Below are 16,014 nucleotides of genomic sequence, written 5' to 3'. Positions count from 1 at the left end.
TTGTCCGTCCTTCAGAAAGCACAAAGCCGCCGGCCCTGTGGGGCCGGCGGCAGTTCAGCGTTGATCAGAAGTCGTAGGTCACGGTAGCCATGACATTGCGCTCCTCGCCGTAGTAGCACTGGCTCAGGCTGTTGCACGCGGCGACGTACTTCTCATCGGTGAGGTTGTTCAGGTTCAGGCGCACGCCGACACCCTGCAGCCCGACGCGGGACAGGTCATAACCGAGCATGGCGTCGTACAAGGTGTAGGACGGGATGCGCAGGGTGTTCTCCGCGTCCGCCCAGCTCTTGCCGAAGTAGCGCGCGCCACCGCCTACCTGCAGACCGGCCAAAGGACCCTGATCGAAGGTGTAATCGGTCCACAGCGAAGCCATGTTGCGCGCCACCGCGTTCGGCGTGTTGCCGCGGTTGTTGACGCCAGCGGCACCGGTGAAGTCCTTGGAATACTCGACATCCATGTAGGTGTAGCTGGCGATCAGGTTGACCTGCTCGATGGGCCGCAGGCGCGCTTCGACTTCCACGCCTTTCGAGGTGAGTTCACCCACTGCGCGGTAGAAGTTCTCGTTGGAATCCTTGTTCGCCAGGTTGGATTGCTTCAGGTCGAAGTAGGAGATGGTGTACAGATCATCGGTGCCCAGCGGCTGGTACTTCAGGCCCACCTCGTACTGCTCGCCTTCGGTGGCGTCCAGCAGGGCGATGTCGTAGATACCCGGCGATACCTCGTTATAGGCCGCGGTGGCGTTGGGGTTGAACGACTCGGAGTAGCTGGCATAGGGCGACAGGCCGTTGTCGAAGGCATAAAGGACGCCGACGCGGCCGGTGAACTGCTCCAGCTTGGCGCGATCGTCCTGATCGCCGTAGCTGGCGTCGTCGGTATGGTCGAAAGACACGTCAACCCAGTCCTGACGCATGCCGAGGGAGAAGCGCCAATTGCCCAGACTGATCAGATCCTGCACGTAGAGGCCGGTCTGCTCCAGCTCGCGAGTCTCGTCGTACTGGTGATAGAACACCGGCGCGCCGGCGCCGACAACACCGGTGTAGGGATTGATCGTGGGCAGCCCGTAGCCTGCGTCATAACTCACCTTCGCCTTGCGCCGCTGGTAATCGAGGCCGGTTACCAGGGTGTGACTGAGCGCGCCGGTATCGAAAAGAAACTGCAGCTGGTTGTCGATGGTCCAGGCGTGCAGCGCTTCGTCGGCACCCGTGTAGTAACGCACCAGCTCGTCGGCCGTCGCGTAGCCGTACTGGTAGACCTGCCCGGAGTCCACGGTCGAGTCCAGGTACTGGAAATTCTGCCGCGCCGAAACCACGTCGTTGAAGCGATGCTCGAGCTGATAGCCGATCATCTGCTGGTCGCGCTCGAACTTCTCGTAATCCTCGTCGCCTTCGAAGAAGCTGCGCGAAATACGCTGCCCGTTGTGCGACGTGACCGTGCCATCGGCCGGCAGGCCGCCGTGGTAGCCACTCTCCGGATCGCGCTGCAGCATTGCCAGCAGGGTCAGGCGGGTGTCGTCGGTGAAGTCGATGCTTACCGAGGGCATCACCGCATAGCGCTGCTCCTCGATGCCATCGACCTGGTTGTCGGCGTCCTTGGCGACGCCGACCAGACGGTAGGCGATGCGCTCGTCGGCAAGCGGGCCGGTGAAGTCGAACGCCGCCTGCTTGTAGTCGTTGCTGCCGTAGGAGAATTGCAGCTGGCGGCTGGCTTCCTTCTGCGGTTTCTTGCTGGTCATCGCCACCAGGCCGCCAGGCAGGCTACGGCCGTAGAGCACCGAGGATGGGCCCTTGAGGATGTCGATGCGCTCGATGAAATACGGATCGACCTGCAGGCTGCTATAGGTGCCGCTGTCGCCCAACAGCTTCTGCCCATCGAGGTAGAGGTTGTCCACCGAGCCATCGGTGATGCCACGCATGGCCACGTAGTCGTAGCGGGTGGTGGCGCCATAAGGGGTGCTCATCAGGCCCGGTGTGTAGCGCACCGCCTGAGCAATGGAACGTGAGCCCTGATCCTCGATCTGCTGGCGAGTGACTACCGAGACGGTCTGCGAAGTCTCTGCCAACGGCATGCTCGTTTTGGTCGCCACGCTGCTGTGGGTGGCGTTGTAGCCTTCCATCGAACCCAGCGCGTTGCCCAGGGCGAAGCCTTCGACGGTCATCGGTTGCAGCTCGACGGCATCGCTCTGCGCGCTGCGGCGAGTCAGCGAATAGTTGCCCTGGCCATCACGCACGGCCTGCAGACCGCTGCCCTGCAGCAGTGCGGCGAAACCTTCATCGATGCCGTACTGACCCTTAAGCCCGTTGCTTTCCAGACCCTGCACCAGGCTGCCGTCGACCGAGAGCAACACGCCCGCTTCGCCGGCAAAGCGGCTCAACGCGCTGGACAGCGCGCCTGCGGGGATATCGTAGCTGCGCACGGCCTGCTGGGTTGCCGCCTGCGCCTGCGCGACAGCGGGTACGACAGCAGCCAGCGGCAAGCACAGCAGCGCGGCGCGGATACCCAGCGCCAGGGTACGGGAGCGATTGGGGGTGAAAGGCAAGGCGGAAGAGCGCATGAATGATCCTGTTCGACGTGACGGGTTTCGTCCTATGCCCGGCCAGTTCAAAGAAAGGGAACTGCAGATGCGAATATTTTTTATTCGTGTCCGTATTGGCTCAAACGCCAGCGCGCTCGGTCGCCGGCTCGAGACTGACCCACCAGGCCATACGTCGCTCGATACGCACCGGCAGCGTGGCGGCCAGCGCGTCCAGCACCCGCTCGGTATCGGCAAGGGGAAATGCCCCGACGACGCGCAGATCGGCGATACGGGGATCGCAGCCAAGGTAGCCATGCCGATAGCGCGACAGTTCGGCGAGGAATTCCTCAAGGCGCTGGTTATCGGCCAGCAGCACGCCGGTGGTCCAGGCCTGGTGCTCGGCGCTGGCCGCCTCAAGCGGTTCGACGCCGCGACTGCCGAACGCCGTCTGCTGCCCGGCCGGGATGCTGGTGATGCCGAAGCCCTCCAGCTGAATATCCACAATTCCGGCGAAGACGCTGACCCGGGTCCGCCCGTCGTCCTGGCGCACCGAAAAGCGCGCGGCCTGCTCGCTGTACAAGCGACCTTCGCGGCTGGTGACCAGCAACGGGCGCGCCCGCCGGCTGACGGGGGCCTCGATCAGCAACTCGCCACGATACAGCGCCAGCTGCCGTGTCTTGGTATCGAAGGCGATATCCAGCGCCGTATCGGTGTTCAGCCACAGGCGTGAGCCATCGGTCAGTTTCACGTCGCGCACCTCACCCACCGCGGTGCGCTCGTCGGCGGTCCACTGTCGCCATGGCATATGCCCGCTGGCCAGGCTCAGCGCAGTGCCACCGCACAGCACCGACAGCATCTTCAGCGCCTGGCGCCGATTCGATCGGCGGCTGTGCAGAAGCCCACCCGCGCTTCGGCCGACCGGGTCGGCCGCCAGGGGCTGGAACTGCCCGCTGATGCGCTCGACCCGAGCCCACGCGCGGGCATGTTCCGGCTGTTCCAGCCATGCGGACCATGCCTGATGCTCTGCGCGACTGGCCGAGCCGGACTGCAACACGGCGAACCATTTCGCCGCCTCCTGCAGCACGCGGTAATCGACGCCCATCAATCGTCCTCGACCAGCATCAGGCAGTGCAGCATGGCCTGGCTCATGTATTTCTTCACCATACGCTCGGAGACGCCGAGTTCGCTGGCGATCGCCGCGTAGGTCATGCCGTGCAGCTGCGACATCAGGAAGGCACTGCGGACCCGGGTCGGCAGACGCATCAGCATGGCATCGATCTGCAACAGGGTTTCGACGATCAACGCCTGGGATTCGGGCGATGGCACGACCGGTTCCGGCTGCAGGGCAAGCGCATCCAGGTAGGCCTGCTCGATCTGCCGACGCCGCCAATGGTTGATCAGCAGCCCCTTGGCGATGGTGTGCAGGTAGGCTCTGGGCTCGCGAATGGCAGCCATGTCCTGATCCTTGCTGAGCACGCGCACGAAGGTATCCTGCGCCAGGTCAGCCGCACGCTGATTGCAGCCCAGCTGCCGACGCAGCCAGCCATTGAGCCAGCCGTGATGATCGGCGTAGAGACGGTGCAGCATCTGTTGCCGAAGCATGCCTTCACTTGCCATGCGGCCTCCCATGAGCGCAGCAGGCGTTAATGCTAACGCTTCTCAACAACATAAATCCATGGCAATCGCCGCATTTGCTCATCGACCGGATGACCGTCAGCATTTGGCCGGTACTGCGGCGGCCGTTCGGCTAGGCTGAGAAGGACATAGCCTCAGGAGCTCGAGCATGATCCGCCCTCTATCACTAGCCGTGTCGTTCAGCCTCTCGCTGGCCCTGCTACCAGCCCACGCGCAGCAGATCCTGCCGGGCCTGTGGGAATTCAGCAGTGGCGACATCCAGGTGGACGGCCAGCAACTGCCGGCCATGCAGCAGATGATGGAGCAGATGCGCAACCTGCCTGCCGACCAGCGCCGGATGATGGAAGGAATGTTTGCCGCGCATGGTGTGCAGCTGGGCGCCAACGGGGTACGCATCTGCCTGAGCGAGGCGCAGGTGGCGTCGGGAGACTTGCCGTTTCAGGACGATCCGGCTTGCAAGCAGGAGATCACCGAGCGTGGCGATAAGCTGTGGAAATTCAGGTTCGAGTGCCCGGATGCCCAAGGTCAGGGCGAGACGCGCTTCATCAGCAGCAAGGAGTTCGTCAGCACCGTGGAAAGCCAATACCGCCAGGGCACCGAGACTGGAACGTCACGAATCGAATCCCACGCGCGCTGGATAGCGGACGATTGCGGCGCATTGAAACCGGCTCGTTAGAAGGCAACCGCGGAAATCAGCAGAGGTTCCACGTGAAACCCCTATGGCTGCTGGGCTGGCGTCAGTTCTTCTCCCAGCGGCCCTGGTTGTTCTGTTCGCAGGCGGGCTGGAGAAAACGCGCATCACTGGCGATGCCGTAATAGTGGATGTCCTGCCGGTACGGCATGTTCGACACCTGCGCGTTGCGGCAGACACCGAAGGCACCGTCCGGGCACTGATCGACGAACTCGACTTCGACCTCGTGATCCTTCAACTGCGGCTGACAGAAGCCAGTACGGAACAGCTCTGCGGGAATGTTGATGTTCGCCTGGCACAGCTTCACTGCCACACGGTCGTCGTGGCTGTTAATGACGCACGCTTCAGCCATCACGTCGGCAGCGACGAGCAGGCCGCACAGGGCTGTCAGCAAGAACGGTAACCGCACGATTTCACCTCTCCGAGAACCGTCGGCGACTTTAGCATGAGCCACCGGCCCCTTTCAGACCCAGCGCAAAATGCGCAACATAGCCGCCATGCTCGAACATATCCCGACCCATGTCATCGGCGGCCCGCTTGGCGCCGGCAAAACCAGCCTGATCCGCCACCTGCTCGATCAGAAGCCCGCCGACGAACGCTGGGCCGTATTGATCAACGAGTTCGGCCAGATCGGCCTGGACTCCGCGTTGCTTAAGACCGAAGCAGACGGTATCAGTCTGGCGGAGATCCCCGGCGGCTGCCTATGCTGCGTCAACGGCGTGCCGTTCCAGGTTGGCCTGGCGCGCCTGCTGCGCCAGGCGAAACCAGACCGCTTGCTGATCGAGCCCTCCGGCCTGGGTCACCCGGCGGAACTGCTGCGTCAGCTCGGCCAGTCGCCATGGCAGAGCGTGCTGAGCATCCAGCCGAGCGTGCTCGTGCTGGATGCCGCCGCCCTCAGCCGCGGCGAAGCCCTGCCCGACAGCCAGCAGCAGGCACTGGCGCAAGCCGGACTGCTGTTGATGAACAAGAGCGAACTACTGGACGCATCCGCCCGAACACGACTGGCCGAGCAACTGCCCGAGCAAACGCTTTACTGGACCACGCAAGGCCAGTTGCCCCTGGAACGGCTTCCCGGTATCGGCGCACGCGCCAGTGAACCAACCCGCGCGACCACCCTGCCCAGCGGGTCGGCGACGCTGGCGCAGGCATGGCTCGACCCGCGCCAGCCGATCTGCCAGGTTCAGGCGACAGCGGAGCACTGGAGCATCGGCTGGCGCTGGCACCCGAGCCAGCGCTTCGATCTCGACCAGCTCTCGCAATGGCTGACGCGCTGGCCCTGGCGTCGCGCCAAACTGGTGGTCCATGGCCGCAGCGGCTGGCAGTCAGCCAATGCACTGGATGGTCAGGTGCTGGTCTTCAGGAGCAGCGAGTGGCGGCGGGATTCGAGGATAGAGCTGATCTTCAGCGAACCGCAGTCGCAGGCGGAATTGCAACAGGGCATGACGGCGTGTCGCATCGCCGACTGACCCGTCAATCGCGTGGACGGCGCCAGTCGTCCAGCTGGATCACCCGCCCCGGCTCGTCGGCGGGCTGGAACGGGTGTGCCGCCAGTTCGATACGGCCGACCCGGGCACCGAACATGACGATGGTGCCGGGGTGGCGCTGCTCACCGGTGACCGTGAACTCGAACCCGTAGATGCGGGCAAGGCGGCGCTGGCCGCGTGCATCCGGCAGCAGGGTCAGCTTGCGAAACGCCACATTGCCGTCGAGCAGCTCAACATCGAGCTTCTGACAGTGTCGCCGCACTGCCTGCAGGGCACGCTCGCGAATGCCATGGGAATGCCAGAGCCAGGCGGCAGCGGCTGCCAGCAACATGAACAGGAAGAGATTGCTCAGAGTCAGCATGAAGTAAGGCAAAGTGACCGGCGGGTGCACAGCTTAACAGGCCGCCGCGGCGGGGCCGTGTGGACAGCGCCGTACATCCGTTTCAGCTCTCCAGCCAGACGTCGCGCGCCCAGTGCCAGACCGTCTCCCAGGTTTCTTCGGTGAGCTCACAGTCGTCGCCGTCCCACAGGGTGACTTCACCTTCCAGGTCGACCACATAGTAGTCACGCCCGTCCTGGCAGATCGGAATCAGATCGCGTGGCACGCCAGCATCCCAGGCATTGGCGGCGACTTCCGGCAGGTAGGTGTGCGACTGCGGATCGGTGGCGGTGACCGGCTCCAGGCGCCCGTAGATCACATCGCTGACCTGAAGCAGGAACTCGCGCAGACCGAACGGGAGATTGATCAACAGCTGTTCCTCGATCTCCACCAAGAGATCGTCGTCGGGCAGTTCCAGCGGTACCGGCACCGGCTCGTTGAGCTCGCGCAGCTGTTCGATGACTTCTTCCACACACCACCTCCTGTCGTATGCCCCCAGGCAAGGCCCCGTTTATACAGCCCGCCGGATTGGCGAGCCAGTTCTGTCGCGTTAAAGTGCATGGCTTAGCGAAACGCTCGGTTAATACATTCACGGCGACTTGCCCGATTCAATACGCACAATTGCAGAAATTAGGTAGCAATTTGCATTGGTGCCTGCCAAACACATCTGGTCCGCTCGGACCTGAACAAGGACACGCAATGACCACTACCGAAGCCCAGGAGTTGCTCCAGGCCATCGATCGATGCGCCGACGAACCAATCCATATCCCCGGTAGCATCCAGCCCCATGGTTTCCTGCTGGTGGTCAGCGAGCCCGAGCTACGTGTGCAGCAGGCCAGTGAAAACGTTCAGCACTGGCTCGGAATCGACGCCCGCTCGCTGGTCGGCCAGCCTCTGTCGAACCTGCTACCCACCGCACGCATCGAAGCCGGTCTCACGGCACTGAGCGAAGACGACCACAATCCCTTCCACCTGAGCGATGTGAGCATCGGTCTCACCGGTGTCCCCGGCCAGGCGTTCGCCCTGCTCGGCCATCGCCATCGCGGCCAGCTGATCCTCGAATTCGAACGCGCGGAAACCTCCGGCCAGGCCTATGACACCCTCTACCCGCTGATGCGCACCTTCGTCGCCCAGCTACAGGACAGCCGCGAGCTGGAAGCGCTCTGCCAACTGGCGGTTCGGGAGGTCAAGCGCATCACCGGCTTCGGTCGCGTCAAGGCCTATCGCTTCGATGCCGAAGACAATGGCGTAGTGCTGGCAGAGGTCGCCGACCCTGGCTATCCAAGCTATCTCGGGCTGTGCTTCCCGGCTGCCGACATCCCGCAGCAGGCGCGCCGGCTGTATCGTGAAAACCTGATCCGGGTGATTCAGGACGCCAACTATCAACCCTCGCCCCTGGTGCCGGCGCTCAATCCAGGCTCCGGCGCGCCGCTGGACCTGAGCTTTGCCGCACTGCGCAGCGTTTCCCCGGTGCATCTGCAGTACATGCGCAACATGGGCACGCTGGCGTCGATGTCGATCTCCATCGTCATTCGCGACCGCCTCTGGGGGCTGATCTCCTGCCATGATGCCGAACCGCGTGCGGTCAGCTACCAGACCCGCACCGCCTGCGAGCTGCTCGGACGCATCCTTTCGCTGCAAATCGAGGCGCGGGAAAGCGAGATCGTTGCTCAGCGCAAGCTGGAACTGCGTCACCAGATCGTCCACCTGCTCGCGGCGATGGCCGATCGCGACAGCGTGGTCGAGGGTTTCCGCCACTTCCCCGAGGTGGTGCTGGGGTTCGCCGGTGCCGATGGCGCGGCGATCATTTCCGCCGACAAGTGCGAAACCGTCGGCGACACACCGGACCATGAACAGATCCTGCAGCTGGCGCGGTGGCTGGGCGAACGGCGCGACGAACTGGTCTTCCACAGTGACTGCATCAGCCGCGACATTCCCGACATGCCGGCGCTCGGCGAGCACTGTGCCGGGGTCATGGCCATCTCCATCTCGCGCCTGCACGCGCACTATCTGATCTGGTTTCGCCACGAGCAGATCAAGACCGTCAACTGGGCCGGTCAGCCGGAAAAACAGATCGACCGTCAGAGTGGTGCGCTCACTCCGCGACACAGCTTCGAACAATGGCAGGAAACCCTGCGCGGCTATGCACAGCCCTGGGATCAGGTGGTGATCGAGGGCGCGCTGGAACTGCGCAATGCGGTGCTCGGGATTGTCTTGCGCAAAGCCGAGGAGATGGCCCAGCTGGCCGGCGAGTTGCGCGCCAGCAACAAGGAGCTGGAGGCCTTCTCCTACAGCGTTTCCCACGACCTGCGCGCTCCGCTGCGGCATATCGCCGGCTACACCGAGCTGCTCAGCGAGATGGAGAGCAAGCAACTGAGCGAACGTGGGATGCGCTTTCTCGACAACATCGCCGACGCCGCACGCTTCGCCGGCACGCTGGTGGACAACCTGCTGAGCTTCTCGCAGATGGGCCGTTCGGCGTTGCGCCTGTCGGATGTCGACCTCGGTGCATTGGTCGCCTCGATTCGCGAGGAGCTGACGCCTGACTGCGAAGGTCGCCAGATCGAATGGCACCTGCTGCCGATGCCGATTGTAGTCGCCGATGCCGCCTTCATTCACATGGTGCTGCGCAACCTGATCGACAACGCGGTCAAGTACAGCCGCACCCGGGAGGTGGCCGTCATCGAGGTGGGTGCCGAACAGCGCGCCGGCGAAGTGGTCGTCTATGTGCGCGACAACGGCGTCGGCTTCGACATGCAGTACTCGAGCAAGCTGTTCGGCGTGTTCCAGCGCCTGCACCGCATGGAGGAGTTCGAAGGTATCGGCATCGGCCTGGCGAGCGTGCGCCGCATCATCGAGCGCCACGACGGCCAGGTCTGGGCCGAAGGCCAGCTGGACAAGGGCGCCACGTTCTACTTCTCACTCCCAAAACTGTCCTATACATCGTCCCTCCTGGACCGAGACATCTGATGCTGAAACCGATACTGCTGGTCGAAGACAACCCCCACGACTTGGAACTCACCCTGATCGCGCTGGAGCGCAGTCAGCTGGCCAATGAGGTGGTGATCATGCGTGACGGCGCCGAGGCGCTGAACTACCTGCAGCGCACCGGCGCTTACGCCGATCGCGCCGATGGCAATCCGGCAGTGCTGCTGCTGGACCTGAAGCTGCCCAAGGTCGACGGCCTGGAAGTGCTCAAGACCGTACGCGAGACCGCCGAGCTGCGCAGCATTCCAGTGGTCATGCTGACCTCTTCGCGGGAAGAACCCGACCTGATGAAAGCCTACGAGCTCGGGGTGAACGCTTACGTCGTCAAACCGGTCGAATTCAAGGATTTTGTCGCCGCAATCTCCGACCTCGGCATCTTCTGGGCCGTGCTCAACGAGCCGCCACCCGGTTCGCTGCGTCTCAAGCGCGCGCGCAACAAAGACGAAAAGAACTGAACGAGCATTGCCGGCCCGTGCCTGGCGGGCCGTTTCGATGATTCCTGCTTCCTCGACAGGTTGGATATGCCAGCGTCAAAGAACATCAGCGTCCTGTTCATCGAGGACAGCCCGCACGACGCCGAACTTGCCCAGTTGGCGCTGGAGCGCAGTGGCTACACCCTGCACACTGAGCTGGTATATGACCGGGCCGGTGTGGTCGAAGCCCTGCAACGACGCGAATTCGACCTGATCCTGGCTGACTTCATCCTGCCCGGCTTCTCCGGTAGCCAGGCGCTGCAGGAAGCGCGTCGGCTCGCGCCGCAGACCCCCTTCATCTTTCTGTCCGGTGTGTTCGGCGAAGAGCATGCGGTCAACATGATGCGCTCCGGCGCGGTCGACTACGTGCTCAAGCAGAACCTCGGCTTCCTGCCCAAGGCCGTGGAACGCGCGATGGGCGAGGTCAACGAGCGCCGGCGCCGGCTGCAGGCCGAGCAGGCGCTGCGCGAGGTCGAGGTACGCGCGCGCCTGGCTATCGATGCGGCACGGCTGGGCATGTGGGACTACGAACCGCAAAGCGGCACGCTGATCTGGGACGAGCGCTGCCGCGCGATGATGGGAATCACTGCCGAGACGCCGGTCGACATGCCGCTGTTCGAGCGGCTCTGCCATCCGGACGACCGCGAACGGATGCGCGAGCAGGTTGCCCGCGCCATTTCCGGTAGCGACGCCGGCCAATTCAGCACCACCTATCGCGTGCTCTTCGAGGACGGGCGCATGCGCTGGATGGAAACCCGCGGCCAGGCGTTTTTCGACGGCGAACGCTGTACGCGCTTCGTTGGCGTGCTGATGGACATCACCGAGCAGCAGCTGGCGACCCAGACGCTGCGGCAGATGAACGAAACCCTCGGTGAGCGCGTTCAGGAACGCACCCGAGAGCGCGATCGCACCTGGGAGCTGTCGCGCGATCTGCTCGCCGTGACCCATACGGACATGATGCCGGTCGCGCTGAATCCGATGTGGGAACAGGCCTTCGACTGGCCGCTGGAGCAGCTGATGGAGCATCCGCTGACCCGCCTGGTACACCCGGACGACCTGCAGGCGACGCTGGAAGAGACCGCGCGAGTGGGCCGTGGCAAGGTCACCACCCGCTTCGTCAATCGCATGCGCCACCGCGACGGCAGCTACCGCTGGCTGTCCTGGTCGGCCGTGGCCGATGGCGGCCGTATCTACTCGGCAGCACGCGACATCACCAGCGAAATCGCCGCGGTCGACAAACTGGCCGATGCCAACCGCGAGCTGCGCGCGCAGATCCAGGAGCGCGAGCGTGTCGAGGCCACACTGCAGCAGATGCAGCGCCTGGAAGCCGTCGGCCAGCTGACCGCCGGCGTCGCCCACGACTTCAACAACCTGTTGACCGTGATCCTCACCAGCGCCAGCTTCCTGCAAAACGACCTGCAGAACGGCGCGCCGCTGGAGCGCAGCCTGCGTCGACTGCAGTACATCCGCGAGTCGGGCGAGCGCGGCGCCACCCTGACCAGCCAGTTGCTGGCCTTCGCCCGGCGCCAGCAGCTGGCACCCACCGCCATCGACCTCAACGACACCCTGGTCAACCTGCTCAGCCTGCTCAAGAGCACCCTGGGTGGCAGCGTCAGCATCGAGACGGACACCCAGGCGGACATCTGGCACGCTCTGGTGGACCCGACCCAGATCGAGATGATCATCCTCAACCTGGCAATCAACGCCCGCGACGCAATGGCTGATAGCGGCCGGCTGACGCTGGGTACACGCAACGTGGTGATCGACCAGCCGGCACAGCGCGCCGAAGACCCGAGCCCCGGTGAGTATGTGATGCTGTCGGTCGCCGACACCGGGTCCGGCATGAGCGAAGCCGTGCTGAGCAAGGCGTTCGAGCCGTTTTTCACCACCAAGGAAGTCGGCAAGGGCTCGGGGCTCGGCCTGGCCCAGGTGTTCGGCTTCGCCAAACAGTCCGGTGGTGGTGCGCGCATCGAAAGCCGCGAAGGCGTCGGCACGACCGTGAAGGTGTTCCTCCCGCGTACTTCAGCGCCACGCCAACCGGAGCCGGCCAGCGCGGCGAGCAGTGGCTCCGCCGCGAGCAACAATCAGCATTGCATCCTGCTGGTGGACGACGACCACAGCGTGCGCGAAGTGACCGCCCAGATGCTCGAGAATCTGGGCTTTACGGTGATCGCCGCGGATAGCGGCGATGACGCGCTGCAGTTGCTCACCCAGGGCGCGGAGGTCGACCTGCTGCTGGCCGACTTCGCCATGCCGGGTATGAACGGCGGCGAGCTGGCGCGTGCGGTGCGAGTACGTCACCCGGAGCTGCCGGTGGTGTTTGTCACCGGTTATGCCGAGCTGTGCGAACTGGGCCTGGAAGGCTACTCGATCATCCAGAAGCCGTTTCGCGAGGAACAGCTGGCGAACAAGCTTCATCTGGCACTTAGTGAGGGCAGTCTGGCGGATGGCTGAACTGCGTTTGCGCCTGCGTGAAGCAACGGCACCGCTGCACGAGCGGGTCGATGCCGCCTACTCGGAGTTCGATCTCGGCCGGCCTCAGGACTACCGTCGCTTCCTGCGTGCCCATGCGCGGGCGCTGCGCGCGGTGGAGACAGCCCTGGAGCAGGCCGGCATCGCCACCCTGCTGATGGACTGGCCCGCGCGGGCAAGACGGCATGCCCTGCTCGATGACCTGGCCGATCTGGACTGCCAGGCGCCCGTCGCGCTGCCCGCTCCCGAGCTGAGCGAGATCGCCAGCTGCTGGGGCGCCGCTTATGTTCTGGAAGGCTCCCGTCTGGGCGGGCAGGTGCTTGCACGGCGGGTTCGTCAGGCCGATCCGACCGCACCCGTTCGCTACCTCGAACACGGCGACGTCGCCCGGCTCTGGCCGACATTTCTCAGCCGCCTCGAGCAGCAGGCCTCGGCGTCTTCATGGGCGCCGATGCTGGCTGCAGCCGAAGCCACCTTCGGGCTATTCGCCAGTGCCGCCGCGCTGGAAGCCGAGGGCGCCTACGGCTGAGAGAGAAAGGCCCACGTGGGGGCCTTTCCTTGTTCGGCTGAAATCCGGTCAGGCGACCCTGAAGCGACCGACCAGCTGCTGCTGTTGCTCGGCCAGGCGCGCCAGCTCCAGGCTGGTCATGGCGGTCTGTTCGGCACCGGCGCTGACCTGGATGGCGACGTCGTTGATCTCCACGACATTGCGGTTGATGTCCTCGGCAACCGCGCTCTGTTCCTCCGCTGCTGTGGCGATCTGGATATTGCGGTCACTGATCGCGGCGACCCCTGCGGCGATCTCCTCGAGCAGCTCGCCGGTGCGGCCAATATTGCTGGAGCCTGCCTGAGCCTTGCTCAGGGTGTCCTGCATGGAGCGCGCCGCGCGGTCAGCGCCCGTCTGCAGGTTGCCGATCATCGTCTGGATGCTGCCGGTCGACTCTTGGGTCTTCTGCGCCAGCATGCGCACTTCCGTCGCCACCACGGCGAAGCCGCGCCCGTGATCACCGGCTCGTGCCGCTTCGATGGCGGCATTGAGCGCCAGCAGGTTGGTCTGGTCGGCGATGCCACGGATCACGTCCAGTACCGAGGAGATCGAATCGCTTTCCTGCTTCAGGTTTTCGATGATCTGCGCGGTCTGATCGGCCTGATCAGACAGCTGACGGATCAGGTCGATGGTGTCCTGCACTTCGGCGCGGCCCTGTGCAGCGTTCGTGTTCAGCCGCTGGGACAGTTCGGCAGCATCGCTGGTGCTGCGCGCCACATCGCGCACAGTCGCGCTCATCTCGTTGATCGCGGTCACCACCAGCTCGGTTCCCTGGCGCTGGCGATCGATGCTGGCGCTGGTCTGCACCGTCACCGCCGACGACTCTTCCGCGGCCGTCGCGACTTGTGCCGTGGCGCTGCCGATCTCCCTGACGATCTGCTGCAGCTCACCGGCCATGACATTGAGGTTATTGGCAATCTCGCCAAATTCGTCGCGCCCCTGGTAGTCGGCCTTGGCAGTAAGGTCTCGTGCGGAAAGCGCCAGCAGGGTGTGGTTGACCTCATGTACCGCAGTCTTGATGTTGCGGATGATCAGCAACGACAACACCGTGACTGCAACAAGGGCAACGATCACCGCTGTCAGAGTCATCCACAGGGCGCTGCGTGCTTCATCGCGCGAGGCGGCTGCGAGCTCGCCCACATGCTCGGCCAGCTGGCGCTCCACCTCGCCCATCAGATCGATCCGGCTGGTGGCCGTCTCGAACCAGGTTTCGCTGTCCACACCGAGGCTCTGGCCGATCGGTACGTCGAAGGCTAGACGCTGCAGTCGGGCGACTTCCTGTGCACTGCCCTGCTGCATCTGCTGGTCGAGCAGGCCGACGAGACGCTCAGCTGCCGTACGCCGAAAGCCGTCCAGGTAGGCGGTGAACTCGCCGAGGTTGCGGCTGAATGAGGCCAGCAGCGTGGCATCGAACCGGTCCTGGCCGAACACCACACCGAGCATGGCGCGCTCACGGCCGGCGCGTTCTTTCATCTCGATGAACTGGTTGAGCCCCGCTCAGCGCCCGCGCCAGCTCGGCATCCTCGACGCGCGCTTCAAGCGCGTGGGTGAAACCGATCAGTGATTTGATGATGCCGGTGAAGCGGGCGCCGGACTCCACGTTGCTGATCGCGAAACTGTCGATCTGCGCTCGGGTGCCGCGCAGTTCGTTCAGCGCGAGCAAGGCGCTGGCCAGCTGGGCGTCGTCTTTCAGCGCCAGTGTTGCAACGGCGTTGGAGGCTTCGTCCGTCGCCTGACGCAGGCCCGGCAGCCGCCGGCTCATGAGCCGTCCCTGGCTGCCGAGGAACACACCGCTTGCGCCACGCTCACGCTGCAGGGTGGTGATCAGCTGACTCACCTGCTGCGCCGCAGAGCTGGCCTCGACGGTGTACTCCATCTGCCGCAACGTCTTGTAGCTTTCATTGACGTACAGCGTTCCGAGCCAGAGAAACCCCAACAGGGGCGCGAGTACGATCAGAATCAGTTTCCGGCTCAAGGAGATGTTTTTCAGCATGTGGCACCTCGGGGCCCCAGCTGACCTGACTGGGGCTTGGGTAGAGCAAGGCATCTTCTGCTCGAATTCGAAGGCCAGTAGCGAACGAATCGGGTAGTCACAGAGGTTATGAATTTGGCCTCTGTATCGGGTGCTGAAAGGGTCTCGTGAGGGCGGCGAGCGGCTTGCCGACGAACGGGCGACGACGACGCTCAGCCCCTGCTTGCACAGGCTTGCCGAAGGCGGAAATCACCTGGCAACGTGCTATTGCGATCTGCCGGCTGAGCGACGCAGGGCAACCACGCATTCACACGTCCATGGAGTTGCACCCCGCAATGCTCGCCCGGACGTGGACTGTGACAGCAGCAAGGGATGTTCGCGATCATCCGCGAACGTCTGGCGCGCTCGCGGAGAAATAGCTGAGGAGACCTGCTGCCAGGAGCCAGGCCGGCCAATGGCGACGACGACCACGGCGTCATCATCAATAACGACGACGACGACGCCGATGTGGGAGGAAAATAAAGTGTCATCCTAACTACAGGACCCTGCAACGTAGCAATTCCTGCAAAAATCCATTTAAAACAATGACTTATTTCAATTCTGCCATCTGCAAGCGTTTTGTGGGGATGGAGGCCGGAATCATTAAAGTATCATCCTAATTTTCGCTCAACCTTGGAAAATGCTGAGAATCGTAAAAATAAAGTTTCATCCTTTCCGCTACTAGTTCAAGGCTTTCTTCCGGCCGCCGGCAACAACGCTGCTTGGCTGAGGCGATCCACTTGCGCTACCGCTCACTGATCAGATCGCACTTGAACTCGACGAGCAGCCAACCATCAGGCCGAGCGTGATCGCCAAAAAAAA

General features: G+C 63.7%; 14 protein-coding genes. 6 read left to right on the top strand and 8 right to left on the bottom strand.

Annotated features, from left to right (window positions below):
- Positions 1-64: 64 nt before the first annotated feature.
- From HZR81_RS20755 to HZR81_RS20745, 3 genes are all read right to left on the bottom strand, one after another.
- Positions 65-2,551 carry a TonB-dependent siderophore receptor gene (locus HZR81_RS20755; RefSeq protein WP_500129123.1) on the bottom strand — a complete coding sequence of 829 codons (2,487 nt, stop codon included), beginning with the start codon at positions 2,549-2,551 and terminating at the stop codon, positions 65-67.
- A 100-nt stretch (positions 2,552-2,651) separates the two neighbouring features.
- Positions 2,652-3,614: a FecR domain-containing protein gene (locus tag HZR81_RS20750; protein WP_500129122.1), complete on the bottom strand. Its 963-nt coding sequence runs from the start codon at positions 3,612-3,614 to the stop codon at positions 2,652-2,654.
- On the bottom strand, positions 3,614-4,129 hold the full coding sequence (locus tag HZR81_RS20745; RefSeq protein ID WP_500129121.1) for a sigma-70 family RNA polymerase sigma factor: 516 nt from the start codon (positions 4,127-4,129) through the stop codon (positions 3,614-3,616). The genes HZR81_RS20750 and HZR81_RS20745 overlap by 1 nt, the downstream gene beginning before the upstream one ends.
- A 166-nt stretch (positions 4,130-4,295) precedes the next feature.
- On the opposite strand from HZR81_RS20745, the gene HZR81_RS20740 reads away from it, so the two are divergent.
- Positions 4,296-4,823, top strand: a complete 528-nt coding sequence (locus HZR81_RS20740; protein ID WP_500129120.1) for a DUF3617 domain-containing protein — start codon at positions 4,296-4,298, stop codon at positions 4,821-4,823.
- A gap of 61 nt (positions 4,824-4,884) precedes the next feature.
- On the opposite strand, the gene HZR81_RS20735 is transcribed toward HZR81_RS20740, so the two are convergent.
- Positions 4,885-5,247: an NADH:ubiquinone oxidoreductase gene (locus HZR81_RS20735; protein WP_313477921.1), complete on the bottom strand. Its 363-nt coding sequence runs from the start codon at positions 5,245-5,247 to the stop codon at positions 4,885-4,887.
- Between the two features lie 88 nt (positions 5,248-5,335).
- On the opposite strand from HZR81_RS20735, the gene HZR81_RS20730 reads away from it, so the two are divergent.
- A complete protein-coding gene (locus HZR81_RS20730) occupies positions 5,336-6,304 on the top strand; it encodes a CobW family GTP-binding protein (RefSeq protein ID WP_500129134.1) in 969 nt (322 codons plus the stop codon).
- A gap of 4 nt (positions 6,305-6,308) precedes the next feature.
- Here HZR81_RS20730 and HZR81_RS20725 read toward each other — a convergent pair whose 3' ends face one another.
- The gene (locus HZR81_RS20725; RefSeq protein WP_125867534.1) at positions 6,309-6,683 is read right to left on the bottom strand and encodes a DUF3301 domain-containing protein; all 375 of its coding nucleotides are present in this window, start codon (positions 6,681-6,683) and stop codon (positions 6,309-6,311) included.
- A gap of 82 nt (positions 6,684-6,765) precedes the next feature.
- Positions 6,766-7,173 carry an SMI1/KNR4 family protein gene (locus tag HZR81_RS20720; protein WP_063540238.1) on the bottom strand — a complete coding sequence of 136 codons (408 nt, stop codon included), beginning with the start codon at positions 7,171-7,173 and terminating at the stop codon, positions 6,766-6,768.
- Between the two features lie 227 nt (positions 7,174-7,400).
- On the opposite strand from HZR81_RS20720, the gene HZR81_RS20715 reads away from it, so the two are divergent.
- The 4 genes from HZR81_RS20715 to HZR81_RS20700 all read left to right on the top strand — a co-directional run bounded on the left by HZR81_RS20715 (position 7,401) and on the right by HZR81_RS20700 (position 13,163).
- Positions 7,401-9,671, top strand: a complete 2,271-nt coding sequence (locus tag HZR81_RS20715) for an ATP-binding protein (RefSeq protein ID WP_500129119.1) — start codon at positions 7,401-7,403, stop codon at positions 9,669-9,671.
- Positions 9,671-10,144 carry a response regulator gene (locus HZR81_RS20710; RefSeq protein ID WP_023446463.1) on the top strand — a complete coding sequence of 158 codons (474 nt, stop codon included), beginning with the start codon at positions 9,671-9,673 and terminating at the stop codon, positions 10,142-10,144. Before HZR81_RS20715 ends, HZR81_RS20710 begins: the two co-directional genes overlap by 1 nt.
- A 66-nt stretch (positions 10,145-10,210) precedes the next feature.
- Positions 10,211-12,616, top strand: coding sequence for a response regulator (locus tag HZR81_RS20705; RefSeq protein WP_500129118.1), 2,406 nt, complete (start codon positions 10,211-10,213; stop codon positions 12,614-12,616).
- Positions 12,609-13,163: a biliverdin-producing heme oxygenase gene (locus HZR81_RS20700; RefSeq protein WP_200597006.1), complete on the top strand. Its 555-nt coding sequence runs from the start codon at positions 12,609-12,611 to the stop codon at positions 13,161-13,163. The genes HZR81_RS20705 and HZR81_RS20700 overlap by 8 nt, the downstream gene beginning before the upstream one ends.
- 48 nt (positions 13,164-13,211) lie before the next feature.
- Here the strand turns inward: HZR81_RS20700 and HZR81_RS20695 are convergent, their stop codons facing one another.
- On the bottom strand, positions 13,212-14,624 hold the full coding sequence (locus tag HZR81_RS20695) for a methyl-accepting chemotaxis protein (protein WP_500129133.1): 1,413 nt from the start codon (positions 14,622-14,624) through the stop codon (positions 13,212-13,214).
- Between the two features lie 7 nt (positions 14,625-14,631).
- Positions 14,632-15,174, bottom strand: coding sequence for a nitrate- and nitrite sensing domain-containing protein (locus tag HZR81_RS20690; protein ID WP_500129116.1), 543 nt, complete (start codon positions 15,172-15,174; stop codon positions 14,632-14,634).
- Positions 15,175-16,014 lie beyond the last annotated feature (840 nt).

Source organism: Pseudomonas sp. LM13, from assembly GCF_041381355.1.
Lineage (GTDB): Bacteria > Pseudomonadota > Gammaproteobacteria > Pseudomonadales > Pseudomonadaceae > Stutzerimonas > Stutzerimonas frequens.
This window is presented reverse-complemented; position numbering and strand designations above follow the sequence as displayed.